20 protein-coding genes and 4 pseudogenes are annotated in these 24,629 nt (G+C 56.9%); 14 read left to right on the top strand and 10 right to left on the bottom strand.

From position 1 onward, the window contains the following. Positions 1-28: 28 nt before the first annotated feature. Complete coding sequence (locus CAY82_RS07375; protein WP_087500623.1) at positions 29-550, top strand: sigma-70 family RNA polymerase sigma factor; 522 nt, start codon at positions 29-31, stop codon at positions 548-550. Next, complete coding sequence (locus CAY82_RS07370) at positions 547-1,299, top strand: anti-sigma factor (RefSeq protein WP_087500622.1); 753 nt, start codon at positions 547-549, stop codon at positions 1,297-1,299. Before CAY82_RS07375 ends, CAY82_RS07370 begins: the two co-directional genes overlap by 4 nt. Positions 1,300-1,643: 344 nt before the next feature. On the opposite strand, the gene xthA is transcribed toward CAY82_RS07370, so the two are convergent. Then, on the bottom strand, positions 1,644-2,456 hold the full coding sequence (xthA, locus tag CAY82_RS07365) for an exodeoxyribonuclease III (protein ID WP_087500621.1): 813 nt from the start codon (positions 2,454-2,456) through the stop codon (positions 1,644-1,646). A 164-nt stretch (positions 2,457-2,620) separates the two neighbouring features. On the opposite strand from xthA, the gene CAY82_RS07360 reads away from it, so the two are divergent. Genes CAY82_RS07360 through CAY82_RS07350 form a run of 3 tightly spaced genes read left to right on the top strand, consistent with a single transcriptional unit; the run spans position 2,621 to position 8,737 of the window. Then, positions 2,621-3,271: an N-acetyltransferase gene (locus tag CAY82_RS07360; RefSeq protein ID WP_087500620.1), complete on the top strand. Its 651-nt coding sequence runs from the start codon at positions 2,621-2,623 to the stop codon at positions 3,269-3,271. A 52-nt stretch (positions 3,272-3,323) separates the two neighbouring features. Beyond that, the gene (locus CAY82_RS07355; protein ID WP_087500857.1) at positions 3,324-5,066 is read left to right on the top strand and encodes an autotransporter assembly complex family protein; all 1,743 of its coding nucleotides are present in this window, start codon (positions 3,324-3,326) and stop codon (positions 5,064-5,066) included. Further along, a complete protein-coding gene (locus CAY82_RS07350; protein WP_087500619.1) occupies positions 5,063-8,737 on the top strand; it encodes a translocation/assembly module TamB domain-containing protein in 3,675 nt (1,224 codons plus the stop codon). Before CAY82_RS07355 ends, CAY82_RS07350 begins: the two co-directional genes overlap by 4 nt. A gap of 18 nt (positions 8,738-8,755) precedes the next feature. On the opposite strand, the gene CAY82_RS07345 is transcribed toward CAY82_RS07350, so the two are convergent. The 6 genes from CAY82_RS07345 to CAY82_RS25880 form a co-directional block, all read right to left on the bottom strand. Further along, positions 8,756-9,310 carry a DUF2589 domain-containing protein gene (locus CAY82_RS07345; RefSeq protein ID WP_087500618.1) on the bottom strand — a complete coding sequence of 185 codons (555 nt, stop codon included), beginning with the start codon at positions 9,308-9,310 and terminating at the stop codon, positions 8,756-8,758. A 76-nt stretch (positions 9,311-9,386) separates the two neighbouring features. After that, positions 9,387-10,046, bottom strand: a complete 660-nt coding sequence (locus CAY82_RS07340) for a DUF2589 domain-containing protein (protein ID WP_087500617.1) — start codon at positions 10,044-10,046, stop codon at positions 9,387-9,389. Positions 10,047-10,310: 264 nt separating this feature from the next. After that, positions 10,311-11,813, bottom strand: a complete 1,503-nt coding sequence (locus CAY82_RS25885; RefSeq protein ID WP_140399089.1) for a hypothetical protein — start codon at positions 11,811-11,813, stop codon at positions 10,311-10,313. A gap of 802 nt (positions 11,814-12,615) precedes the next feature. After that, the gene (locus CAY82_RS07335; protein WP_087500616.1) at positions 12,616-13,575 is read right to left on the bottom strand and encodes an ATP-binding protein; all 960 of its coding nucleotides are present in this window, start codon (positions 13,573-13,575) and stop codon (positions 12,616-12,618) included. A gap of 2 nt (positions 13,576-13,577) precedes the next feature. Then, the gene (locus tag CAY82_RS07330; protein WP_087500615.1) at positions 13,578-15,500 is read right to left on the bottom strand and encodes a DDE-type integrase/transposase/recombinase; all 1,923 of its coding nucleotides are present in this window, start codon (positions 15,498-15,500) and stop codon (positions 13,578-13,580) included. Next, on the bottom strand, positions 15,484-16,152 hold the full coding sequence (locus tag CAY82_RS25880; RefSeq protein WP_140399088.1) for a hypothetical protein: 669 nt from the start codon (positions 16,150-16,152) through the stop codon (positions 15,484-15,486). The genes CAY82_RS07330 and CAY82_RS25880 overlap by 17 nt, the downstream gene beginning before the upstream one ends. A gap of 314 nt (positions 16,153-16,466) precedes the next feature. Here CAY82_RS25880 and CAY82_RS07325 point away from each other — a divergent pair, with 314 nt between their 5' ends. Further along, a complete protein-coding gene (locus CAY82_RS07325; protein WP_140399087.1) occupies positions 16,467-17,396 on the top strand; it encodes a hypothetical protein in 930 nt (309 codons plus the stop codon). Positions 17,397-17,509: 113 nt separating this feature from the next. On the opposite strand, the gene CAY82_RS07320 is transcribed toward CAY82_RS07325, so the two are convergent. Then, positions 17,510-18,472 (bottom strand): DNA-binding protein, encoded by a 963-nt coding sequence (locus CAY82_RS07320; protein ID WP_087500613.1) that lies wholly within the window; start codon positions 18,470-18,472, stop codon positions 17,510-17,512. A gap of 171 nt (positions 18,473-18,643) precedes the next feature. On the opposite strand from CAY82_RS07320, the gene CAY82_RS07315 reads away from it, so the two are divergent. The 6 genes and pseudogenes from CAY82_RS07315 to CAY82_RS27020 all read left to right on the top strand — a co-directional run bounded on the left by CAY82_RS07315 (position 18,644) and on the right by CAY82_RS27020 (position 21,863). After that, positions 18,644-19,549 carry a site-specific integrase gene (locus tag CAY82_RS07315; protein WP_087500612.1) on the top strand — a complete coding sequence of 302 codons (906 nt, stop codon included), beginning with the start codon at positions 18,644-18,646 and terminating at the stop codon, positions 19,547-19,549. A 230-nt stretch (positions 19,550-19,779) separates the two neighbouring features. Then, a pseudogene (locus CAY82_RS07310) lies at positions 19,780-19,989 on the top strand (AAA family ATPase); the annotation flags it as partial. Next, a pseudogene (locus tag CAY82_RS27030) lies at positions 19,952-20,110 on the top strand (UvrD-helicase domain-containing protein); the annotation flags it as partial. The pseudogenes CAY82_RS07310 and CAY82_RS27030, both read left to right, overlap by 38 nt. A 281-nt stretch (positions 20,111-20,391) precedes the next feature. Further along, positions 20,392-20,697, top strand: a pseudogene (locus CAY82_RS27025) (IS110 family transposase); the annotation flags it as partial. 529 nt (positions 20,698-21,226) lie between these two features. Beyond that, positions 21,227-21,403 carry a CsbD family protein gene (locus CAY82_RS07300; RefSeq protein ID WP_087500610.1) on the top strand — a complete coding sequence of 59 codons (177 nt, stop codon included), beginning with the start codon at positions 21,227-21,229 and terminating at the stop codon, positions 21,401-21,403. Between the two features lie 175 nt (positions 21,404-21,578). After that, complete coding sequence (locus CAY82_RS27020; protein ID WP_019099085.1) at positions 21,579-21,863, top strand: hypothetical protein; 285 nt, start codon at positions 21,579-21,581, stop codon at positions 21,861-21,863. A gap of 133 nt (positions 21,864-21,996) precedes the next feature. Here the strand turns inward: CAY82_RS27020 and CAY82_RS07290 are convergent. Continuing rightward, positions 21,997-22,524: pseudogene (locus tag CAY82_RS07290) on the bottom strand (YSC84-related protein). Between the two features lie 671 nt (positions 22,525-23,195). Here CAY82_RS07290 and CAY82_RS07285 point away from each other — a divergent pair. Next, positions 23,196-23,543: a hypothetical protein gene (locus CAY82_RS07285; protein ID WP_087500609.1), complete on the top strand. Its 348-nt coding sequence runs from the start codon at positions 23,196-23,198 to the stop codon at positions 23,541-23,543. Next, positions 23,495-23,833 (top strand): hypothetical protein, encoded by a 339-nt coding sequence (locus CAY82_RS07280; RefSeq protein ID WP_087500608.1) that lies wholly within the window; start codon positions 23,495-23,497, stop codon positions 23,831-23,833. Before CAY82_RS07285 ends, CAY82_RS07280 begins: the two co-directional genes overlap by 49 nt. Positions 23,834-23,884: 51 nt before the next feature. Here CAY82_RS07280 and CAY82_RS07275 read toward each other — a convergent pair whose 3' ends face one another. Further along, positions 23,885-24,616 carry a Crp/Fnr family transcriptional regulator gene (locus CAY82_RS07275; RefSeq protein ID WP_087500607.1) on the bottom strand — a complete coding sequence of 244 codons (732 nt, stop codon included), beginning with the start codon at positions 24,614-24,616 and terminating at the stop codon, positions 23,885-23,887. Between the last annotated feature and the right edge of the window lie 13 nt (positions 24,617-24,629).

Genomic DNA, 24,629 nt, shown 5'->3' with positions numbered 1-24,629 from the left:
TGACAACCCCAGAGGCCGGGACTTTGCCATGCATGATCTGGACGACCACCAGTGGCGCGAGCTGCTGGCCCGCCTGCGCCGCTTTGCCGTATGGCTGACCCGCGAGCCGGGCAGTGCCGACGACCTGGTGCAGGCCACGGTCGAGCGGGCCTTGAGCCGGCGCGACCAGCAACGCGATGCCGATGCACTGCGGGCCTGGCTGTTCACCATCCTTTATCGGCTGTTCCTCGACGGTAAGCGCCGCGACCGCCTGCATGCCCGCTGGCTGTCCTGGTTCGGCCGTGCCGAACGTGACGACGAGCCGGTCGGCGGCAATCTCGAGGCCATTGTCCTGGCCCAGGCCGACCTGCAGGCGTTCGCTCGGCTCACGGCAGAGCAACGTGCGTTGTTGCTGCTGGTAAGCATCGAAGGTTTGAGCTACAAGGAGGCCGCCCAGGCCCTGGGCATCCCCATCGGCACTGTGATGTCGCGCCTGTCGCGCGCCCGCAATGCCTTGCGCGAACTGACCGAGTGCAACCCCCAGCCCCCAGCCTTGCGGAGACTGAAATGACGCGCCTGATCCCCAGCGAAGACGAATTGCATGCTTACGTCGACGAGCGTCTGCAGCCTGGCCGCCGTGCCGAGGTAGAGGCCTGGCTGGTGGCCAACCCGCAGGCAGCGGCCAAGGTCGAAGGTTGGCGTACCGATGCCCGCCGCCTGCGTGCGGCGCTGGCCGGGTTTGGCGAAGTGCCTGGGGCGCCGCAGCTGGACCTGGGGCAGTTGCGCCGGCAATTGCGCCAACGCCGCCAGCGGCGCTGGGCCACGGCGGCGGTGTTTTTGTTGGCGTTGGGCGTGGGTGGCCTGGGCGGTTGGCAGGTGCGCGATGCCACCTTGGCACGTGCCGATCTGCCGATGGCCGATGCCGTCCAGGCGCACCGCTTGTTTGCCGGCAGTGCGGCACTGGATATTCAGGCCAGCGACCGGGGCCAGTTGCGCGACTGGCTGGGGCGCCACTTCAACCGCGTGGGCCAGTTGCCGGACCTCGCGGGCTACGGCTTCAAACCGGTGGGCGCGCGCCTGCTCAGCAATGAGCAGGGGCCGGCGGCGTTGCTGGTGTTCGAGGATGGCAAGGGCCAGCGCATCAGCCTGTTCCTGCGCTCTCCGGGGGATCAGTACCGGCGCATGCCGGACGGGCAGCGGGTGGATGGTCAGCTGGAGGCGCGGTACTGGTCGCATGGGGCCTACAACTTTGCCCTGGTCAGCGCGGCCGACGATGTGCGCGGGGCGGGGGTGGGGGAGGCGTTGCGGTCGGGGTTGTGAGTGGGGGGAAGGTGCATGCCTTGGGCTTTGTGGTGCCTGTGAGATCGAGCGCCGCCCGCGCGGCGCTTCGCGGGGCAAGCCCGCTCCCACATTTGTTTCGGGCCAGTCACTCCTGTGAGGTCACCTCTGTCCGCCTTGTTTGTTCCATTCGATATCAAGGGTGGGCAACTGCTCCTCATCCATCTCCAGCCATGCACCAAGGCTGCAACCCACCTGGCACAGGAATAATTGGCCCGAAACAGATGTGGGAGCGGGCTTGCCCCGCGAAGCGCCGCGCGGGCGGCGCTCGATCTCACAGTCAATACAAGATCCAAGGCATGCACCTTGTGGCCCCACCACTAAACTCAGCTCAACTCCAGCCAGATCGGTGCATGGTCCGACGGCTTTTCCATCCCGCGCAGTTCATAGTCCACACCCGCATCCTTGATCCGCGGCACCAGGTGCTGCGAGGCCATGATCAGGTCGATGCGCAGGCCGCGCTTGGGCTCGTCCTCGAAGCCGCGGCTGCGGTAGTCGAACCAGCTGAAGCGGTCGGTCACGTCCGGGTACAGATGGCGGAAGCTGTCCACCAGGCCCCAGCCTTTCAAACGTTCCATCCACTCGCGCTCTTCGGGCAGGAAGCTGCATTTGCCGGTCTTGAGCCAGCGTTTGGCATTGTCCGGGCCGATGCCGATGTCGCAGTCCTGCGGCGAAATGTTCATGTCGCCCATCACCAGCAGTGGCTGGTCGTTGCGGAACTGGCCCTCCAGCAGCGTCTGCAGGTCGCTGTAGAAGCGCTGCTTGGCCGGGAACTTGGTGGGGTGGTCTCGACTTTCACCCTGGGGGAAGTAGCCGTTCATGATGGTGATCGGGTTCCCATCGGCATCGGCGAAGGTGCCCCAGATAAAGCGGCGCTGGGCATCTTCTTCATCGCTGGCAAAGCCCTTGTGCAGGCTCAGCGGTGCCTGGCGCGACAGCAGGGCCACGCCATAGTGGCCTTTCTGGCCGTGGTAATGCACGTGGTAGCCCAGCGCCTGCACATCGGTCAGCGGGAACTGATCGTCGCTGACCTTGGTTTCCTGCAGGCCGATCACGTCCGGCTGGTGCTTTTCGATCAGCGCCGCCAGCTGGTGCGGGCGGGCCCGCAGGCCGTTGATGTTGAAACAGACGATCTTCATGGAAAGATAATCCCGGTAAAAGGCGCGATGCTAGCCGACATCGCCTGCCATCACCAGCATGGCGGCTTCGGGAGCCTGCTGCTAACGTCCTTGCCAGGGGGTGAACGATGCGCGGTGAGGCACCTCCAAGGCACTGTATGCCCATTCCAGGAGGACTACCCGCAATGCCCGAAACCACTGCCGCTCCGGCCCGTGTCTGCCTGCTCGATGATGGCTACAGCCGCGAGGCGCGTTCGCTGCTGTACAACGCCTACCGTCACGAACCCACCTTCGCCTATATCTTCGAGGCCCAGCGCCCAGGATATGAGCGGCGGCTGCGGGTGATGGTGCGCGAATGGGTACGCCAGCACTTCTACCTGCAACTGCCCGCCATCGGCCTGCTGCTGGAGGACCGCCTGATCGCTCTCGCCCTGATCGTGCCGCCGCTGCGCCGGCTGGGCGTGGCCGACAGCTGGGCCTGGCGCCTGCGCATGATATTGGGCACTGGCCTGCGCTGTACGCGCCGCTACATGGACTACCAGGCCGCCCTGGCCAGTTGCCTGCCCACCGACAAGGTGCATGTGCTGCCGCTGTTGGGCGTGCACCCGCAATTTCAGGGCAAGCACTACGGCGAGCAATTGTTACAAGCTGTGCATGACTGGTGTGCAGACGACCCTGGCACCCAAGGTGTAGTGCTGGACACCGGCAACGAGCACTACCTAGCGTTCTACCAGCGCCAGGGCTATGAGGAAATTGGCGAGGTAGCTGTAGGACCAATCCGGGAGAGGGTGTTCTTCCATCCCAACCCGGTCTCGTCCAATTCCGCTTTTGCCTGAGCAGGCAGCGCGGCTGCTCCCTTGAGCGCCCGGCTCTGGTAGCATGCGCCGCATGACGTATTCAGGAAGATTGACCTGGGGCCTGGTTATCTGGGCTGCCAGTTTCGCAGCATGGGGCCAGAGCGAGTTGTTGGTAAAGGTCAAGCCGGCCAACAAGGCGCTCAAGGCCAATGTCGAAGGCTATATCGGTACCCTTGGCGACCGCGATGAAGAAGCGCTGCTGCGCTTCAGTCGCGGCGCCCAGGAGCAGGCGCGCAAAGCCGCGCAGGCACTTGGCTACTACCAGGCGCAGATCGATACCGAGGTCAGGCCCGCCAGCGAGGCTGACCGTTCCCCGCAACTGATCCTCACCATCGACCCCGGCGAGCCGATACGCCTGCGCAACGTGACCGTGCGCATTGAAGGCCCGGCCAGCGAGATGAAGGCCTTTCGCGTACCCGACAGCAAGGCCCTGCGTGCAGGCGAACAACTCAACCACGGCCATTACGAAGATGCCAAGCGGCTGATCCAGAACCAGGCGTCACGCTATGGCTTCTTCAGTGGGCGCTTCAGCCGCCAGCGCCTGGCGGTAGACCCCCAGGCTGGCGTGGCCGATATCGAACTGGTTTACCAGAGCGGCCCGCGCTATCGCCTGGGCGCCGTTACCTTCGGTGGCGACACGCCGCTGGACGACGACCTGCTGCAGCGCATGGTCTCGTTCAAGCCAGGTACCCCTTACGACTCTGAGCTGATTGCCGAACTGAACAATGACCTGCAATCGAGCGGCTACTTCGAAGGCGTGCGCGTGGATGCGGCGCCCACCGCCGCAGTGGGCGAAGTAGTCCCCGTCGATGTCCGCCTGGAAACCCGCAAGCCGCGCACCATGGGCCTGGGCCTGGGCTTCTCGACCGACGTCGGGCCACGCGGCAAGGCCAACTGGACCCGCCACTGGGTCAATCCGCAAGGCCATAGCTACGGCTGGGAAACCGAACTGTCGGCGCCCCGGCAGAACGTCGGCCTGTGGTATGACATCCCCCTCGACCCGCCGCTGACCGACAAGTTGCGCTTTGCTGGCGGCTACCAGAACGAAGAAATTGCCGGCACCGACACCCTCAGCAAACTGCTGACGGTGGGCCCCGAATGGCACAGCAAGCTGCCCAGCGGCTGGCAGCGGGTGATTTCCCTCAAGTACCAGCGCGAGGAGTACCGCCTGGGTGATGACTCCGGGTTGAGCAACCTGCTGATGCCGGGGGTGAGTTTCTCCTTCCTGCGCAGCGACAACCGCATCGACCCACATAATGGTTACCGCCTGCAGTTCGATGTCCAGGCGGCCAAGGAAGGGCTGGTTTCGGACACCAACCTGCTGCATGGCAACGTGCTGCTCAAGGGCCTGACCACGCTTGGCCATGACCACCGTCTGCTTGGCCGGGTGCAGTTCGGCGGCAGCGCGACCAATGGCTTCAAGAACAACATTCCACCGTCGCTGCGCTTCTTCGCCGGTGGCGACCAGAGCGTGCGTGGCTATGACTATCAGACCCTGTCGCCGAAGAACAGCGACGGTGACCGCATTGGCGGGCGCTACTTGGTGGCCGGTAGTGTCGAGTACCAGTATTCGCTGGCCGAAAAGTGGCGGCTGGCAACCTTCGTCGACCAGGGCAACTCGTTCAACGACCTGGAGCTACCAAGCCTCAAGACCGGTGTCGGTCTTGGTGTGCGCTGGGTGTCGCCAGTCGGGCCGCTGCGCCTGGACCTGGCCAAGGCGCTGGATGATGAAGGGGGAATTCGCCTGCACTTTTCCATGGGGCCTGAGCTGTGAAGCGCATGATCAAGTACATTCTGGCGGGCCTGCTCGGGGTAGTCGCGAGCCTGGGCCTGGCACTCGGCCTGCTGCTGGGGACCGAGGCTGGCAGTCGCTGGGTGCTGGGTAAAGTGCCCGGGCTCGACGTGACTGACTTCCAGGGCCGCCTGGCAGGTAGCTGGCAGGCCAGCCGGCTGAGCTGGGCCGATGGTAACAGCACGGTAGAGGTGCAGGCACCGCTGCTGGCCTGGTCGCCTGCATGCCTGCTGCGCTCTGCCTTGTGCATTGACCAGTTGCAGGCGCAGCGCATCGACATGGCCTTTGCACCCAGTGCCGAATCGGCCGACAGTGGCCCGCTGCAGTTGCCGGCCCTGCGTTTGCCGCTAGCCATCGAGCTGGGTGAGGTCAAGGTTGGCCAATTGCGGCTGGATGGCAGTGATCTGCTTGGCGACTTGCAACTGGCGGCGCACTGGACCAACACCGGGCTGCGCATCGACAGCCTGCACTTGCAGCGCGACGCACTGCAATTGAACCTGCAGGGTGACCTGCAACCCGAGGCTGAATGGCCGCTGCAACTCCAGGCGCAACTGCAACTGCCTGCGGTAGACGGCAAACCCTGGCAGCTGGCGCTGACCGCTACCGGCGAGTTGCAGAAAACCCTGAAGCTTGCCGGCGCCAGCAGCGGTTACCTTGATGCCACGCTGAACGGGCAAGTGCAGGCGTTGGCCGAGCACCTGCCGGCGACCTTGCAGATCCGCTCCGAGGCATTCAAGCCGGCAGGCTCGTTACCCAATACCCTGCAGTTCAACCAGCTCAAGCTCGATGCCAGCGGCGACCTGCTCCAGGGCTATCAACTGTCGGGGGCGGCCAGTCTGCCGGCCGAGCAGTCGCCGATCGCCTTGCTGTTGTCCGGGGTGGTCGACAGCAAAGGCGCCAGGCTCGATGCCCTGGACCTGAAGGCCAGCGATACCCAGCGGGTCAAGTTGCAAGCCACGGCTGACTGGCAGCAAGGTCTGGTCGCCGATGCCCGACTGGACTGGCAGGATTTCCCGTGGCTGCGCCTTTATCAACTTGAGGCGCCGCCCGAGGTCACGCTCAAGCGCTTCATGGCACAGGTGCATTATCGCGATGGCAACTACCAGGGCTCCTTCAATGGCGACCTGGATGGCCCGGCCGGCGCGTTCAGCCTGGCCAGCCCGTTCGAAGGTGACCTGAGCCAGGTGAAACTGCCGCAGTTGGCGCTGACCGCCGGGCAAGGCAAGGCCGCCGGTAGTGTCGCCGTGCGCTTTGCCGATAACCTGGCCTGGGATGTCGACTTGCAGCTGTCGGCGCTCGACCCGGCCTATTGGTTGGCCGAACTGCCGGGTACCCTGGCAGGGCCGCTGCGCAGCAAGGGCGAGATGAAAGGCGACGCCTTGAGCCTCGATGCCCAGCTTGACCTGAAAGGCCGCCTGCGCGGCCAGCCGGCAACGCTCAAGGTGGAGGCTCAAGGGGCAGGGCAGAACTGGACCTTGGGCGCCTTGGCAGTCCAGTTGGGTGATAACCGTATCAATGGCAGTGGCAGCTTGCAGCAACGCCTGGCCGGGCGGCTCGACCTCGACCTGCCGCGCCTGGGCCAGTTGTGGCCCAGGTTGCAGGGCCAGGTCAAGGGCCGGCTGGACGTCGCCGGTACCTTGCAGGCTCCGCAGGGTACGCTGACCCTGCAGGGCCAGCGGCTGGCCCAGGCGGAAAACCGTCTGCAGCAGCTGGACCTGGACGCCCGCCTGGACAACGCCCAGCGCGGCGTGATCGAGCTGAAGGCCAGTGGCATTCACCTGGGTGATACGGCATTGGGCACCTTGCAGGCCAACGGCAAGGGCGACATTCGCCAGCAAGCGCTGACCCTGGCGCTGGACGGCCCGCAACTCAAGCTCGACCTCGGCCTGGATGGCCAACTGAGCAAGGGCGACTGGCGTGGGCGCCTGGCCAGTGGGCGGATCCAGGCCGGAGGCCAGGACTGGCAACTGCAGGCACCGGCGCGCCTGCAGCGGCTGGCCAGCGGTCAACTGGACTTTGCTGCGCACTGCTGGCGCTCCGGGCAGGCCAGCTTGTGTGGCGACGACCAGCGCCTGGCCCCTGAGCCGCGCTTGCGCTACCACCTCAAGCAGTTCCCGCTGGACAGCCTGGCCCAGTGGCTGCCGAAGGACTTCGCCTGGCAGGGCCTGCTCAATGCCGACATCAATCTGGACATCCCGGCCAGCGGCCCCAAGGGCAACATCGTCGTCGATGCCAGTGGCGGTACCCTGCGCGTACGCGACAAGGAGCGCTGGGTCGACTTCCCGTACCAAGCCCTGCGCTTGGACAGTACGCTGGCGCCACGGCGCATCGATACCCGCCTGGCGTTCCGCGGCGAGCGTCTGGGCGAGCTGAACGTCAACACCCGCCTCGACCCACTGGGCAAGAACAAGCCGCTGTCGGGTGATTTCCGCCTGGTCGGCCTCGACCTGTCAGTGGCGCGCCCGTTCGTGACGATGGTCGAGCGCCTCGCCGGGCAGCTCAATGGCAGTGGCCGGCTGTCGGGCACCTTGCTGGCGCCGCAGGTCAACGGCAACCTGATGCTCAGCGGTGGCGAAGTCAGTGGCGCCGAGCTGCCGGTCAGCCTTGAGGACCTGTCATTGCAGGCATTGATTGCCGGTGAGCAGGTACAGCTAAATGGCGGCTGGCGCAGTGGCGAGGTGGGGCGTGGCCAGCTGAGTGGCAACCTCACCTGGGGCCAGGCACTGGGCATGGACCTGCGCCTGCAGGGCCAGCAACTGCCTGTCACGGTCGAGCCTTATGCGACGCTGGAGGTCGCCCCGGACCTGACCTTGCGCCTGATCGATGACAAGCTGGCGGTGACCGGTAAGGTCCAGGTGCCCAAGGGCACTATCACCGTGCGTGAACTGCCGCCGTCCACCGTCAAGGTTTCGGATGACACGGTGATCGTCGGCCACCAGACCGAAGAGGGCAAGCCACCCATGGCAATGGCCATGGACATCGATGTCGAAGTGGGCCGCGACAAGCTGTCGTTCAGTGGCTTTGGCCTCAAGGCCAACCTGCTTGGCCGTGTGCACATCGGCGACAACCTCGATACCCGTGGCGAGCTGAGCCTCGCCGATGGCCGCTACCGTGCCTACGGCCAGCGCCTGACCATCCGCCGTGCACGGCTGCTGTTCGCAGGCCCGATCGACCAGCCGTATTTGGACATTGAAGCGATTCGCAAGGTCGACGACGTAATTGCCGGTATCCGCCTGAGCGGCAGTGCCGAGCAGCCCACCAGCAAAGTGTTCTCGGAGCCGGCCATGAGCCAGGAACAGGCGCTGTCGTACCTGGTACTGGGACGGCCTCTGGGCGCCTCCGGCGAGGACAACAACATGCTCGCCGAAGCGGCGTTGGGCCTGGGCCTGGCGGGTAGCGCCGGCATCACCGGCAGCCTGGCCTCGAGCCTGGGCATCGACGACTTCCAGCTGGACACCGAAGGTTCGGGCAATACCACCAGCGTGGTCGCCAGCGGTAACCTCACCGAGAAACTGAGCCTGCGCTATGGGGTGGGGGTGTTCGAGCCCGCCAACACCATTGCGTTGCGCTACAAGCTGAGCAAGAAGGTCTACCTCGAAGCCGCCAGTGGGCTGGCCAGCTCACTGGACATCTTCTACAAACGCGACTTCTGAACCGGCGCGGGGCGGCCGTCAACGGACGGTGGCCGCCTCGATGAACTCATTGGTATCGGGTGAGGGCGGCGGGGTGGGGGCACGTACCGGGATGATCAGGCTGGTGTATTCCTCGATCAGCCGGTTCAGGGCTTCTGGTGGTTCGCTGGCCTGGAACTGCATGCGGATCTGCACTTCATCGGGGTCACGGCTCTCCCCCTGACGGCCTTGGCCGCCGATGGTGACCTTGAAGCTCGCGGCCTTGTTTTCGCCTGCGGTCAACAGTGCCTGTTGTGCTTCGGTGCCTTTGACCCTTACCGACAGGTCGACCTGCATGCGCTCAAGCGCCAGGCCTTTGGGCGATACCAATGCGAACAGCGGCACGCGCATGATGTGCTGGCCGTCCATGGCCACTTCGACCATCTTGGCTTTCATGGGGGCGCCCAACGCCTCGGTGTCGCACTCGAAGAACTGGTCGAACAGGTTGATGTACTGCTGCGCGATCAGGCTGTTGGTAGCGCTGGCGGCTTCCTGCAGGCCACGGGTGATTTCGCGCAGGTCGATGGACGTCATGGGGGCGGGGGATTTATCCAATGATTCGACTCCTCAGGCCAGGTGGTGCCCCCCTTTATGCTGGTCAGGGGGGCTGTTCGGGGCAGGGATGCGCGTCTCAAGGGGTGCCGGCACCAGGGGCAGGAGTGCCGTCGGCCGCAGGGTTCTTCAAGGTATCTGCCTGGGAAATTTCGTCCTGGCTGTCCAGTGTGGCGGTTTTGACGACGGTTGGCTTTGTCGCGGCATCGGTCAGGAAGTCGATTACCCGCATCATCGCTTCAGGCGGCTCCTGGCGCTTCAAGGTCGTGTTGAAAGCGTAGCGGGCGCGGGTGTCTGTCTTGCGGGTTTGCGTGGACTTGTGGCTGACGCTGCCTTTCACGTTCAGCCTGAATGGCCCCCAGCCCAGCGAACCGGTCGCCTCGGCGTCCATGTCCTTGCTGGAGATGTCTTCCGACATCTGGTTGATGACCAGCTCGAACTCGACATTACCTTCTTCGATGGCGATGTTCGGGTGGGTGATGGCTGCTACAAGCGGCACTTTCATGGTCTTGCTGACCACGCCCTTGTATTCGCCTTGTTCATCGACGATGGTTTCGTCGTAGTCAAACTGGATGGCCACGGCCTTGCCGTCCTGGACGCACACCTGCATCAGGAAGTCGGCGTAGGATTTGCTGGCGGTGACCTGGGCCTGGACCATGGCCTGCAGGGGGCCTGCAATCATGCGGTCCATTGGCAAGGCGTTGATGACGGATCCGATAAGGCTGTTATCTATCGACATGGCTGAATTCTCTTTCTGGTCGGATTCAAAAGGTGGCCGTCAATGGCGGCCACGATGCTTGGGCATCAGCGAGCGCAAGGTTCCTGGCGTTGATCTTCAAACGTCATTGAAAACGGCCTCTTCTGGTAGGGCGTTGCCAGAAGCGTTGGATCAGTGCTAAGTTAATTTTTTATCAAGTTTTTTGAAAAAAAAAGGTTTTTTGCCAGGTGAGTTTGGTTTTGTTTATCGGAGGGAAAAGACACTGAATGGAGGGGAAGGTTTGTCTTAAGTTGGCTTAACTGGGCCCGAGAAATTTTCGGGAAGATTGCGAGCAAGTTTATATGCAAAATCAAAGTGTCCAGCGCTCAGGCATTTAAATGATGGCGTATTCTTTAGATAAGGGTTGGGGTCAGGGTGTTGGGACAATATTTTTAAAAGGTACTGTGGTGAAATATTAATCCTGCTCGCGGCTGCGTTTATAGATATGTAGTTACTATAATAAAAAAATATGTCCGTTGCGAAGCTTTTTCTTAAGTTGGCAATTTTATTAAGGTGGAGTATCTCTTTGTTTCGAATGATTTTGAATTGTGAAAGTATTCGAGATTTTGGTATTCCGCATTCTTTGATTATTGCGTCAAGTGGGATTGATTCCAAAAATGTTTTTTTAATTTCTTCAAATTCGCCGAAAGAAAAACCTCTTCTGTAGTAAGTGCTTTGGTAGACGATAGGGCGTCTGTAAATAATGTCTCTTGCGAGCTTGGAGAACTCATGTCTCCCTATGCCTAGCTCTTTTTGGGCTTTATTAAATGTAACGGATTTGCCGTTTTTTCTGTAGGTTGTAAGCGTGGATGCATATTCGTATGGAATTTGAAAGTTAGTTTTCTTGACATCACTCTTTTTGACGATAGTGGTCGAAAAATCCCCGGCTCTGAAAGTGGCTGAAAGGATGCCCATTTCACTGAGTACTTCTATAATTTGATTTCCATGAATTCCGGTGGCTCTTTTTAAACTGCTTAGTGTTATGAATTTTCGTTTGAATGAAGATATATCTGCTGCTTTCAGCAAGCGCAAATTTCTGCGCCCGTATGTTGTGAAAACCCCACTGTTGGCAAGTAGGTGCATGTCTACTTTTCGGCAGCCTAGGCGCTTGCAAGCTTCTTTGAATGTGATGAGTTGTGTCTTCTGATTTGTATCTATAGTTGAGATTCTTAAGTTATCATCAAGTCTCAAGCTGCTTGCTTCAGGGTGGAGTTTTACTTGGGTTAAGTGTTCTCGCAATATGGGAAGCGAGTTTCTCTCAATGAGGTACGGTGTGTGTTCCCCAGGGTGAGCGAGATATGACGCCCCACTTTCAATGACTGCCTTTTGGATTGACGCGACTCTGAGTTTTAGTAATTTGCTAATTGCCCAAATGGAAATGTATTTGTCATGAATGATTTTGAGAGAGTCTTGTGAAATTCTGGTTGGTATAAGTGACTGGCTTTGTAGTTTTCTTAGGTGGCCAAGTCGGTAGAGTTTGATGACTAGGTTTTTCGGAACGTCTAGCGTTTGTTTGGCTTGTATAACGCTCACCGAAGCAACCAGTTCTTCCATATAATCATGGATGAAGGTCTGATATAGCTTGTGGATTTCAATGATTTCATCTGTACTATATCGGCCCTGAGTGGATTTCCTGAATGGCGCAAAAGCCTTTGTACGCCAATGGAAGTATGGAATATCTAGCATCGTGAGAAGCTCCACTTTGGTGAAGCTGATGCCGAGTATTTGTCCATGGTTGACCTGGTTCACAAAATCTAAGCTGGCAAGGGTAGTGGAGGGAATAGACTTGCATGATGCGTACGTTAGTTGGGCTATGATAGCTCTGTGATTCAGTGGGGTTGGGTAGTGAAAGTTTGTATTGAGCCTGTTGTACGCATTAGTAATGTGGCCGAAGGCTATGTCCATCGCGCACAATGCCAAAATGCGACTAGTTTGACTTGTATAAGTTTTGCTGCGGTACTTTAATTTTGTAAGCGCAAAAAAAAATTGTCCAAAAATGATTGGTCTTTGTTTTTTAGTACTGACATTAAAGTCAATTCAAGTTTAGCTGTGTCAGCTGTGACCGATTCACATTCGAGGCTTGCTCCGCAAGCACAGGATTCGCTCAACTGGGTAAACGGTGTGAATTTAATATGGCAGTGTGGGCAGGAAAACAGATATCGACGCATATGGATTGGGCAGTATTCTACGCATCTTAGATCTTTAACCTTAGGTTCCCATCCAACTTTTAGGCATTCGGTGCAAATGCCTGATGCAAGGCAGTTCAATTGTACGGCGGGAACTTCGCATCCGCCTATATCTATCGGGTGACCAGGCTTGAATGGTAGCTTTCTGTAAAAAGCAGGTAGGTATTCAATTTCCGGATATTCTCTCTGAAGAAGTGAGTGGAAATCACCTTGCTGCAATAGGAGTTCTACGCCTATTGTTAAATTGGTTCTTTTGCAAAAACGGTTCACGCTACTGAATCCATTGTTTAGCGCCACCCGTCGCAAGAGGCTTGAAGGGCTTTCCTCAGTGTATGGCGCGGGAATGTAATGAAATATTTTCATGATTAGTTTACCTGCCTGGAACACTCGGATTGGGACATGCTGAAGGGATTTTGCCGATCGGGAAGATTGTTTATAAGCTTAACCAGTGCATAAGATCTTGCTAGTAAATCTATTGAAAGGACCTTAGGGTTTTGGCTGAGGCATAGCTGTAGGGCATTGAAAGTGAGAAGTTTAATTATTTCAAGGTTTCCCAACGAAGCGAGGTAGATACGCTCCCTTATCCCCGGATCCGTGAGGTGCGTGCCAGGCCCAAGTTCGCCTATAGCGTACATCTGTGCATCCAGTTCTGTGAGTACAGTCTGGTATTCGCTATTCTGCAAATCACTGTAAGCAAGCAGATCAAGTTTTGCGTGAAAAGGAAATCTGCGGGCTAAGTCCGCGCGTCTGTAAATCAGGTTTTCACAACTGCGGTAATATAAAGATTCGGTGTCCTCTTCGTCACGCCCAACAAGAATGAAGGGGGTCGCTGTCTCGTCAAGCAGCCTTACGAGCCAGCTAATCACCGTTTCTTGCGTTTTAAAGGCGTCTTTCTTAATAAGAAATTGAAATTCATCAATCAGTACTGCCTGGACTTGGCAGGTGCGAAGCAGTGTTTTAAGTCTATGGGTCAAGTCGACCGTGTCGCCCTGAAGTTCGTCGCAGTCCAGGCTTATCAAAATTGTTTTCACTAAAGATTTGGGCGTGGTAGCAGGTGGGAGAGTGCATTTGACTACTGGGATGATTAATTGCTTATCATGCTTAAGGTGAACGTAGTGTTTTGAGGGGTAGGCTGCTTGAGTGAAGCTAAGTAGGGTGGATTTACCGGTGCCTGAAGGTCCAGTAATTAGAGCGCAATTAGGAGATCCGCGCAGTTGAGTGGTTTCAATAGCTTTCAAAATCAGCGCATAGCTGCTCCGATAGTTCTTGAAAAAAACTACTTGTTGGCTATATCGTTCTAGACGATCTTTAATTTCGGTATCCATTGTTATTGCTCCTCAGGATTGAATTTAGAGGGGGCTGGGCACGCTGCTATTACATCAGGGAGATCTTCAGCACGTACCCAATGCGTCGGCTCAAAAAGCCCGTCTTGTTTGGAGTTTACATCGTTGTTTTTTGGCGGTAACCTTTGACATGAAGGGGGCTTGCCAGTTCGTGCCTTGTTCTTGTTTTTCTTGACAATGCTTTGATTAATTCGTACTCGATGCTTCAATGCAATAGAGTGATTGAATGTACGTTTCTCCTCTTTTATTTTTTCAAGAATCTGAAGGTGCGTGCTGAACAATAACCCTTCTTGGTATTCTGGATTTACAGCGTGCACGGTGTGTAACTCGTCAGGATTGTCTGGATGGCAGACGAATGCTTTCCCGAGGTCACTTACGTCATAATAAATCGTTAATTTTTTGCGTTGACCTCTCCACAGGTTGAGAAAAGGAACGCTGGGGCAGGTCCATTGTAGCTTTTTGAATCCGACACGACCGTTAACCGCAAATGCACTTTCTTTACATAGGAACATCTGCTTAAGAGTTAAGTCAGAAAATTGGCGAGGAGGAAATAGGTTGTTTATATGGTTGTCCCAATAGAGATCGGGCGACGTTCCAATTTCACGATGGTAGCATTGGTGGTATACATTTTCGAGCCAATCCTGAAACGCGTGTTCGAGTTGATCCAGTGTGTAACAAGCTTCTGCTTCTGAGTTGTAGTCACCCTTTTCTTTTGGATTGGAAAACGTCGTGCCTCTCATGTAGTGAATGAGTTGAACTTCAAGCGTTCTAAAAAAACGCTCAATATGCGGCTTTTGATTTGGCTCTTCAGGTTCACAAAAAATGGGTGTGCTGCCCATGCTGGCAAGTATAATTTTGAGCATTTCCTTGACGAACTCAGCGCCGTTATCAATTACATAAGTTCTACACAGGCCAGTGCGTGAACTGTTAGAAGATAAGGAATTTCTCAGTGCGCTAAGTGTTGAATCAAGGGTCGGATTGTTCGTGGAAATTTTCCACCCTAGCACTCGTCGCGAGGCAACATTCATCAGGCAGGTAAGCCATGGCCTGCCACACCTGCCCCCATTTACATCTATTAATTGGATGTCTAATTGATGCGAGTCGCATTCTGCGCAATCTAACATTTCTATATGGGGTTGATTTTTTATCCCCCAGTAATGTCGCTTCCTTGCCTCTTTGCTGCCGCGTTGCTTCTGGGTTCGCTCATAATTGTCATATTCATTTAGGATTCTTCGAAGCGTGCTTGCCGAGGGAGTTAGTAATAAATCATTGACAGGGCGTCTAGAATTGGTCTCTGCGACAGCTGCCTGGATCTGCTCAATTATGTCTGTCCCAGAAAATGGGGTTTTAATTAAATAATATTCATTGATATGATGTTGAATAATCTCTTGAATAGCAAAAGGTTGGCGCAATAACCGCGGTGTCTTACGCCTGATGGAGCGGGTAACCAGTGAGATGGGATTTTGGTTTGAGCGAAAGTATGCCTTGATCCAGTTGTGTACGGTATTGTAGCAGGGGGGAGTCGGATCATTGATTGTGCTGGCGGTACTCGCAATGATGGTTTTTACCTCGCGTATAGGGAGCGGGCCATTTAATTGCGCCAATACTTGATCTACATAACTTTTGCGTCGCGAAAATGCATTGAGTTCAACCTGGGTCAGGCCTGCTAGGATCTTGTTGGGTTCGCCATTGAGGGGGGCTACTTGTGTTCGTATAAAACGTCCTTTTTGCCAGGCTTTTTGTAGCCGATGGTAGCGGTGATAAGTGATGGTCCCGCTACGCTCTAAGCTTCTCAACTGGTAGCGGTCGGCCACTATTTCCATCACCTCAAAAGCATGCCCGTAATAGTTGTAGTGCTCGCCAATAATTGGAGAAAACTCATCGTGGTCACTAGTCAAGGTGATCATCAGTAGTCTCCACTTTAACGACTGAGTTGATGGTCAATGGATGATTGAGGTCCGCATGCAAGACTTGATAGAACAAACCATAAGCAATAAGCCTTGGCTCGAAGCCGCTGGATAATAGTGAGGTAATGGAAGCGACCTGCTGTCTACACTTTCTTAAATTGAGCTTGAAGCTCTCTACTTCACTATCGGTCACGGTAAAGGAGTGATGATAGAGCATCCTAAGGTTTCTTGTTCTGTGTATATGTCGGATGTCTGAGTCGAGCGCGAACTCTAAAGAGTAGCCGCACTCTCTTAAAATGGAAGAGAATAATTCAAGCTTTTCTACGCTTCGGCCATATTTGAAGCGGTTTTCGCTCTTGACTTCGTATAATATAGTTTGGTTGTTATGAAGCAATACTTCAAAGTCCGGTGTATAACTGGCATGACTCTTATTTTCTGTAAGTTTGAAAGGCTGTGAGGTGTACTGTTTTACTGCTTTTCGCCGCTCTAACTCAAGGCAGAAATCGCTTTCAAGCAAGGAGTCACACATGACACCCATGTGGTTTTTACGTGAGGGAAAGCATGATACGCGTCGGCCATGGCGTCCATGAGCGATTCGCTTCACCGTCGATAGCGTAAATTCTTTCATCAACGCTTCAGGAATAACGATCATGGCTGCCTCCATAGTTCAGGAATATGTGAGATACGACGATATAGATCCAAATAACAATTAGAATCACCTGCAATTGTGAGGCCTGACAGTTTAATGTCATCCTTTCCTTATGGGCCCTTCGACGCCAGCCCGCCGTTATGGCTGGCGTTGTTTCGGTGTTAACAGATTGCGCGTATTCTCACTGTTTTCCAAACCCGTAAAACAATACATCGATTTTTTGGATTAAGGCTCTAACACAAGGGTCTCAGCAGGTACAGAAAGTTCCACCCCGGTTTTCACTGGGAACGTCTGCCAGCAAATTAGGTTGGTGATTGATGACTGATATCTGTGGGTACAACAGGCTGGTACGGCACTGCCGGGCCAAGCATTTCATTTTTACACTGGCGGCAAAAATCCACGTTGCGCCAAACGGGCCAGCGTTAGCACGTTGGTGGGAAGCAACCCACGGACCAACGGAAGACACGCAGCTCAATCGAAAATGGGATGCCTATTTTCAGGGCGCTTTGCCTAGCTCCGATTTGTTGAAGCTGTTGTTGAACGAGCTGCCAGAAATGTCGAACGGTCTCACCAGTCCGATTTGGTACGCCTTGTCCGATATCCAGACGCACCAATACAAAGCTTTTTGGAACTCCTGCGCCCACGCGGTGAGGATCCAGAACGCGCCGATTGGGTACTATTCGCAACGCCATATGCGTGAGGTGCGTGCATATCCCAACTTGGATAGCTTGGGTGTTTTCGTGTTGTTGTTGAGAGGGGACGCTCCTCAGTATCGTTATCATCGATTGGGGATTGCTAAATTTTTCACGCGTTACCTGTGCATAGCGCTCGTGGATTCTGTTTTAAAAAATATTGCCCGCGATATCTATCAGTTGATTGATATGTTGATCAGAACAGGCCAATTTGGCGACATCGCTCTTCAATGGTGGCCTGAAAATGCAGATGCATTTAACCAGCTAGTCGAGCGTTACGCCCAACTGGGTCGACGGCTCAGCGCCATTATTGGCATAGAAAGACCACAGTCAGACTTACTGCTGCTGCTGTGGCTAGTAACGGATGACTGGCAGTTGCTCTCGCAATTTCGTGAGCGACAGGACGCGGCCTCAATTCCAGATTCCTTTCGTCGAAAGTGGGCTCGACAGTGCCAGCGCTTTGCTTGCCCTTCAACGCAGCTGCTAACTGCTGAGTGTGAGACCAGAGTATTAACACCACCTGAACAACGGGTGTGGAACAGGCTGCTCTTGTGAGTTAAGTGCGGCAACACCAGCAAATCGATAGCCGTTTCCGGTAGACGTGGCGGTGCGGGCTGTTGGCACGGGGCAGTGGGTATTGCGATTCACCACGACACCCGTATAGCCAATCAAACCGTCGTCAGCCGGGCGAGGAGCTCATGTAGTTGCGCGAGTTGCAGCGTCATTCGCCGTAGTGCCTGCTTGTCTTCACGTCGTTCAAGCAGTGTGCGGTGCGCTCGCGCGCGCAAAGCCTGGATCTCATCCTGCAGAATCTGTCGCCCTGCTTCAGCGGTTTGTAGTGCGTTCATCAAGCGTGCATTGTCTATGAGTGCCTGCTGCAATTCGTGCTCCTGGCGGCGCAAGTCCTGCACGCGCATCTGTTGCTCGGCGTTGATGCGCTCAAGTTCAAGGTAGATCTGAGCCACTTCTTCCTGCTTGCGCATGAGAAGTTCGCGGGAGTGGCGTGCCTCCTGGTGCAAGAGCTGGGTCTGCCGCTCATGGCGCTGCATCTCCTGTTCACGTTGTAGGAGGTGTTGCTGTCGATAGTGGCTCAGCGCTTCGTGCGCTTGCTTATGCTTTTCTTCTAAGGAACGGATCTGCTGAGTGCGTTCTTCCAAGAGTCGCTGGGCATGCTGTGCGCCCGCCTTTAAGCGCGCACATTCACCGTCGACGGTTTGCAAGCGTTCGTTGAGTTCCTGCTCACGTCGCTGAGCGGCCTGACGTTCGACTCCCAACTCCTGATGGACTGTCTGCAATTGTTCCATCCGGGCTTGATCAATCGCGCGTTGTTGCTCGTAGGCCGCTTGCTGTCGCTGTAGCCGAGCACGGTCCTCGGCGACGGCCGCCTGGGCATCGGCAGCGAGGCGCTGGGCTAGACTGCCGATAAAGGTCTGCAGCTCGTCATCAAGGCGAATGCTCGGTGGGTGCGGTTCGGATGCCTGCAGCTCCTGCAGGTAGCGCAGGATGGTGCTTTTAGATCCCGTATTGCCGAGTTCTACCCGCACCGCCTCAATGCTTGGGTGTTCGCCGCGGGCGAGTAAGGTATCGCGTGCCCGTTGCACCAGAGCCTTGTTAATGCCTGCGCGTGCCATGAGCAGACTCCGACAATTTCGTACCGTACAAGCAGTATGCGCGTACAGGTACGATTGGCATATGACTGGGAGTTTCGGACCGACGAGCTGACGTTCGAGAATGCTGAATTCTCGAACACGATAGGCGTTTTGGCCGGATTGTGCGGCTGAACGCGGTACGCAGGAGGTCAGGTGAGCGACGCGGAGCGGTATCAGCAGGCGGCACGCCGGGCCAGCACCACGCGCCGCTATGCCCAGGCCATCGAGCACTTCGAAGGGGAGTGGGGCGGGCTGCTGCCGGCGTCGAGCGTCAGCGTGGTGCGCTACCTGGCGGCCTTCGGCCCCCAGCTGTCGGCCAGCACGCTGCGCACGCACCTGGCGGCACTCGCCCACTGGCATCAGCAGCGCGGGTTTGTCGATCCGACCAAGACGGCCCAAGTGCGCGACACCCTGCGCGGCATCCAGGCGCTGCACCCGCAGCCGGTGAAACAGGCGCCGGCGTTGCAGCTCAAGGTGCTGGAGGCCAGCATCGAGGGCTTGAGCGCCGACGTGCACAGTGCACTACCCGCACTGCGACTGCGTGCCGCCCGCGACCAGGCGCTGATCCTGCTCGGTTTCTGGCGCGCCTTTCGTGGCGACGAGCTGTGCCGGCTGCAGGCCGAGCACGTGCGGATCGAAACGGGAGAGGGCATGCAGCTGTTCCTACCCAGCAGCAAGACCGACCGGGACAACCGCGGGCGCAACCTGACCATGCCAGCGCTAAAGCGCCTGTGTCCGGTGCAAGCCACGGAGCAGTGGCTTGAGATCAGCGGGATCAAGCAGGGTCCACTGTTCTGCGGCATCGATCGCTGGGGACATCTCAGCGAGCAGCCGCTTAATCCCAACAGTGTGTCGCGTCTGTTGCGCCGGGCGCTGTTGCGCAGCGGGATCGAGGCGGAGGGCTATTCGGCACACTCGCTTCGTCGTGGCTTCGCCACCTGGGCCAGCCGCAATCAGTGGAGCAGCGAGGCTTTGATGGCCTATGTCGGGTGGCGCGATGTGCAATCGGCCTCTCGTTACATTGATCCTGCGGCTCCGTTTGGCGACTTGGTGCGTTGAAGGGCTTTATGGTGGCGGTCGGTGGACGCGGATAGCCCGGATGGCACTCAAACGAGATTCTATTTCTAGCTGAAGGCTTCTAAGTAACCAGCTCAGCTCGGGAATACCATCCCGTGGGGCCCAGCAAGATCAGGACAGAAATCACCTCCAGCAAGCGCTATTCCAGTTCATCGACTAATGTGTAGTGGCTATTGGCCTGAGGGCCTAGACAGTATCAGGAGCGGATGGATATGCGGGTTGCGCGGCTGCAGATTGAGAATTTTCGCTGTATCAAGCGTGCTGATGTTTTGTTGCCCCGCCTTGCCGTTATTGTGGGCGACAACAACATAGGGAAGTCGACACTGCTTGAGGCGATCGATCTCGTAATGGGTCCCGAGCGGCTCTCCCGTCGGCCGGTGATAGATGAGCACGATTTCTATGCGGGGGAGTATGTCGATCCACAGGGGCAGCCAGTATCCGCTGATTATCCTTGATGAGTTTCAGGACACTAACGAGGACGAGTGGCGGTTCATCCGCGCGTTGACTCGGCACAGTCAGGTGCTGGCTCTGGCTGACCCGGAGCAGCGGATCTACGAGTTCCGCGGCGCCAGTGCACTAAGAATACAGGAGTTTGAAGACATCTTCCGACCCGCTTTCTATACCTTTGGAGCGGAAAATCACCGGAGTGTGGGAACCGATATTGTCCAGTTTGGTAATGATCTGCTGACCGGGGTAAACAGGGGCAGGACATACGCCAATGTCACGGTGAAATCCTACGTTCCGCGCAAAGGGCAGCTTCATAAAGATTTCAAATTTGCCGTCCTAGCGGCTATAGCGCGGCTGAATCGAGGGGGAGGAGACTGGTCACTGAGCGCAGTGGAAAGAAAAGCTGGGTGCACTGGCGATGGCAGTGTCCAACGTTTCTTCGTCAAACCTTCGTTGAGTGGGCAGGTCAGACCATCAACAAGTCTTTCTGGGCTGGGGCCTATTACTGGTAGCAGCGCGCCAAAGGAAGCAGTTACCAGGCCGCTGTACGCGCACTTGCGTTCAAGTGGATTCGGATTTTGTACAGTTGCTGGCAAACGAGGACGCCTTACGATGAAAGCATCTATTTGAATGCGCTGAGGAAGCGCGGCTCACCGCTTCTCAAGACCCTCGATTTGGGTTGACTGACTTCCTTAGGGCGTGACGCAGCCGTTCGTGGATGGCAGCGATGGGCCAAATGCGGCCCCCTTTAGGCTTATGGCCACCCCCAATACGGCGATATCGCCGTCCGCTAAGTTGTGCCGGCGATGTTCACCTGCAACCTCATCGATGCGCTGTTCGACCAGGGCCTGGATTGCTGGGCTCCCTTGGTGCCTGGCAACAAGGCTTGCATTTGGCCTGCAACCTCGTGTTAAGAAAATGCAAAACTGTCGCAACACCCAAAATGCCATTTCGCTATTGCTAAAAAATTGAAGCTGTTGCAGAGAGGAACGGCGAGGCTTTGGGGCCCTCGCGTGCCGACGCTGGATAAGATGAGCACCATCTGGGCACAGCCCTTGACTATTTTAGTGCCGACATCGTGCTGTCAGGGTGCGCTAACGCACTGACGGCTGCCCCAATTGCTGACAAAGTACTTACTCCGACCGCTACGAGTACGGTGTGTACCGGTTCCACCATCCAGCGGCCCTTCGCGCTACCGTTGGAGCGTGCCCCATGAACGAAGATCAAGTGAAAGGCAAAGTCAAACAGGTTTCCGGCCAAATCAAGGAAAGCACTGGGAAGTTGCTCGGAAACAGGTCGCTGGAGAACAAGGGCAAGATGCAAAAGGTGATCGGAGAGTTCCAGGAATGTGCTGGTGACATCAAGGAGGAAATCAAGAAGGGAGGCTAGCCATGACTTTATGGCAGGAGCAAGCCAGCAGGTATGCGAGGCTGGATCTCCTGAGGTAACGAGAAGGTTCCGACCCGCGCCCCATGATCCCTGCGGGGCGGAGGTCGTCAAACACTCTATAGCGCGCTTGGTGAGGCACAACAGTGCCACATCCGAGCGACCAGGAAATCAGCCCATGATCACTCACTTCAAAGTCGACGGCCACTTGGCCTGCGGCCGCCATGGCACCAACCTCCTTTGCACTGACCAGCCCGGCCGCGTGAAGTGCCGCAACTGCAGAGTCACCGAGGTATTCCAGAGTGCCCGTAAGGACATGCGAAACGCTGCGCGCAGAGCCGCCCGGAAGTTGCTGAAACCCCATGAGAAGCTTGGCTGGCGTGCCTTTTGGTTGGAAAGACTTGCTAAAATGCCCGGCCTGCAGCGCCTCCCAAGAGGCTTCAGTGGCCAGCCGTACATCTAGTCCATGAGTACAGCGCAGCCAGGCCTGGCTGCGCTGTGCTGTACTGGCTTACCTTGCTTTTCACGTCGGCTCAGTTCGAAATCCCCGGATATCCATGGTCTTGATGGCAAGCCATGACGAAGTGTCACACTGCTCAGCGCTTGATCCTGGATATCTTGGTTCCCTCGATGCTGACTCCGGCCATAAGCCCCTGCTGGTCGAAGACGAAGGCATAGGCGTCATCCTTCAGTGTCGAGGTCGATAGGTTCTTCGCCACCCCTTCGTCCACCAACACTACGGTCGGCCCAACGCCGATCTCCCAGCCTTGGGTGTTGCTGAGATACTGGACGGCGTTTTCTGTCATCAGGAACACCACGTAGCCATAAGACTGAGCACCAGCCTGCAACCCCCAGGAGCCGGTCACGGTGTTGTAGTAGCCGTCGACCTTCTATCCCCTCAGTAGCTCGCCTTCCCCATAGCTGCCGCCGAACACCAGGCCTGCCTTAATCACTTTGGGAAACACCAGCACGGCCTTAGCACTGTGGGAAAGGGTCTTGGCGAACGGAGTGGCCTTGTAGAGGATCTGCAGGGCCTGGCGGGAGTCCTTGTCCAGATCCTCGGCAGTGGCCCCCCGCGCGTCGTTCATGAACCCCGCCGAGACGAGCGAGAAGAAGGCAAGCATGAGCAGAGCAACAAAAGCTCGTGAGATGATCATCGTCGGACTCCACAGGTAGTTGGGGACTCGGTCATGAGTGACCTGCGCTTGCAGGCCTTGTCCGAGTGTTCGCGCCGATGCACATCGCGGCGTTTCGATCATGATGTGGTGAGTGCGGCCATTCTTCCGTACGCCAGCGCACCTACGGCGCAATTTTTCCCGCGGACAGGGTTTGCCGACGGCGGCCTCGCTGTTGTCACGGAAGGAATAACGTTCAGCAGCCCATTCATGTCGCTGTGCCAGAGGAATACGCGCCGCCGCGTCGGTGCGTGGGCGCACAGACGCGGGCCCACCGCCGGCTGCAGGATGAAGCATATGCATAAGTACGAAACCGCACACAGGTACGGCGGCATGCTCAAGGGCTGCATTGTACCTGTGAGAACGGCCTTGCCGGGGCACCGTACCGGTCGGAAAGTGCTACAGCAGCCAGACAGCTGCGGTACCAGGACGACGGGTGAGTTCCTGTAGACAACCGGTAGGTAGATTTTCGATAGCGTACCGACCAACGATGCCGATGCTGCAAATATTGATTTGCCACTGCACCTCATGACGAGGGGAGCAAGAAGGCGAAACGCGTCCCTCCGGAGAGGCCAAGCGGTCGCTTCCCACGTCCGGCCTTACGTAAGGAGTCAATGGTAATGCTGACATTCCAAGATGCGAAACAACAGCTGATGTACGCGTTCGCGCCGCTCACCTGTACCCCTTCCAAGAGCTGGGACGGGTCGTTGAGCCTGCTTTTCCGAAACCCGGGCACGGAGGCCGTCGAAACCTTCGTCACCGCCATCGGACCTAAACAATGGCAGAGCGAAGTCGCGATCACAACACTCATAGTCGAGCTGCGCCTGGAGGCGAGAATGTGGAGTCGTAGCCACTTGTTTGCCAACGACCTAACACTTGCAGCGGGCAAACGACCCGCTGAACGTTCCACGGATCCAATATCAGCACCTTTACTATTGAAGGCTGGTGCAAGACCAGCAAGGAACTAAAATCCATCGCACTGGAAGATGTCCACTTCTGCCTCAATGGCAACGACCACCTGTTGCTGGAGCAGGCGCAGGAGCGCCTGCAAAGAACCCATGAACCGGACGTTATGGTAGACGTCAATCTGTCCACGCTGGAACTGCGTCTACCACCAGGCTATGGCCCGTTGTCCGACTGCCGAATGCGCGTCTACCTGGATTCGACCCTGCGCGGCCAGTTCCACCTCGTCGGCCACCCGGCCAACGACAGTAGCCTCATCTATAGCAACGCGATACTGATCAATCAGCTGATCTAACGACAGGCTTCGGCTACTGATGCTCTCAAGCGCGATGTGACTTTTGTACAGTCAAATGGCAGGGGGCTCGGGCGACAGGTAGGGCAGCAGCCGTTCAGTTTCTTTCTTCACCACGGCATAGCATTCGCAACTGAGCCGCTCCAGGTGTGCTCTGTCCAGCACCCTGATGTTTCCCCGGCTGTACTCGATCACACCTAGACGCTGCAATTTGCCCGCAGCATCGGTCACCCCTTCACGGCGGACACCTAGCATGTTGGCGATGAGTTCCTGGGTCATGCACAGGCGGTCTCCTGGCAGGCGATCTAGCGACAGCAGCAGCCAGCGGCACAGTTGCTGGTCGATGGAATGATGGCGGTTGCACACCGCTGTTTGAGCCATCTGGGTAATCAGTGCCTGGGTGTAGCGCAGCATAAGCATCATAAGTTCGCCATGGCGATTGAACTCGTCCTTGAGTCGCTGCCCCGGCAGGCGATAGGCATACCCTGCGCTTTGCACGATCGCTCGGCTGGGCGTGCTTTCACCGCCCATGAACACCGCAATCCCGACCAGGCCTTCATTGCCCACTACCGAGATTTCGGCCGAGGAGCCGTTCTCCATGACATAAAGTAAAGAGACAATCGAGTCGGTAGGAAAGTAGACATGGCGCAGTGCGTCGCCAGATTCGTAGAGTGCCTTGCCCAGTGGCAAGCTCACCCGTTCCAAGTGAGGCTCCAGCCGGCTGAACGTCTGTGCTGATAATGCAGCCAGCAGATGATTCTGTTGAGGGGTGGACGAGGGTTGCATGCTCGGGACCATC

This window comes from Pseudomonas sp. SID14000, from assembly GCF_002165135.1.
Lineage (GTDB): Bacteria > Pseudomonadota > Gammaproteobacteria > Pseudomonadales > Pseudomonadaceae > Aquipseudomonas.
The sequence above is the reverse complement of the archived record's forward strand: the minus strand, read 5'-3'. Positions and strand labels throughout refer to the sequence as shown.

Bases quoted from the DNA above. Each gene is read 5' to 3' on its own strand.
- xthA (WP_087500621.1), bottom strand. From the start codon at position 2,456: ATGAAGATCGTCTGTTTCAACATCAACGGCCTGCGGGCCCGCCCGCAC.
- CAY82_RS27020 (WP_019099085.1), top strand. From the start codon at position 21,579: ATGATCACTCACTTCAAAGTCGACGGCCACTTGGCCTGCGGCCGCCAT.
- CAY82_RS07360 (WP_087500620.1), top strand. From the start codon at position 2,621: ATGCCCGAAACCACTGCCGCTCCGGCCCGTGTCTGCCTGCTCGATGAT.
- CAY82_RS07320 (WP_087500613.1), bottom strand. From the start codon at position 18,472: ATGGCACGCGCAGGCATTAACAAGGCTCTGGTGCAACGGGCACGCGAT.
- CAY82_RS25880 (WP_140399088.1), bottom strand. From the start codon at position 16,152: ATGATCGTTATTCCTGAAGCGTTGATGAAAGAATTTACGCTATCGACG.
- CAY82_RS07340 (WP_087500617.1), bottom strand. From the start codon at position 10,046: ATGTCGATAGATAACAGCCTTATCGGATCCGTCATCAACGCCTTGCCA.
- CAY82_RS07325 (WP_140399087.1), top strand. From the start codon at position 16,467: ATGACTGATATCTGTGGGTACAACAGGCTGGTACGGCACTGCCGGGCC.
- CAY82_RS07275 (WP_087500607.1), bottom strand. From the start codon at position 24,616: ATGCAACCCTCGTCCACCCCTCAACAGAATCATCTGCTGGCTGCATTA.
- CAY82_RS07300 (WP_087500610.1), top strand. From the start codon at position 21,227: ATGAACGAAGATCAAGTGAAAGGCAAAGTCAAACAGGTTTCCGGCCAA.
- CAY82_RS07370 (WP_087500622.1), top strand. From the start codon at position 547: ATGACGCGCCTGATCCCCAGCGAAGACGAATTGCATGCTTACGTCGAC.
- CAY82_RS07355 (WP_087500857.1), top strand. From the start codon at position 3,324: ATGACGTATTCAGGAAGATTGACCTGGGGCCTGGTTATCTGGGCTGCC.
- CAY82_RS07335 (WP_087500616.1), bottom strand. From the start codon at position 13,575: ATGGATACCGAAATTAAAGATCGTCTAGAACGATATAGCCAACAAGTA.
- CAY82_RS07330 (WP_087500615.1), bottom strand. From the start codon at position 15,500: ATGATCACCTTGACTAGTGACCACGATGAGTTTTCTCCAATTATTGGC.
- CAY82_RS07375 (WP_087500623.1), top strand. From the start codon at position 29: ATGCATGATCTGGACGACCACCAGTGGCGCGAGCTGCTGGCCCGCCTG.
- CAY82_RS07285 (WP_087500609.1), top strand. From the start codon at position 23,196: ATGCTGACATTCCAAGATGCGAAACAACAGCTGATGTACGCGTTCGCG.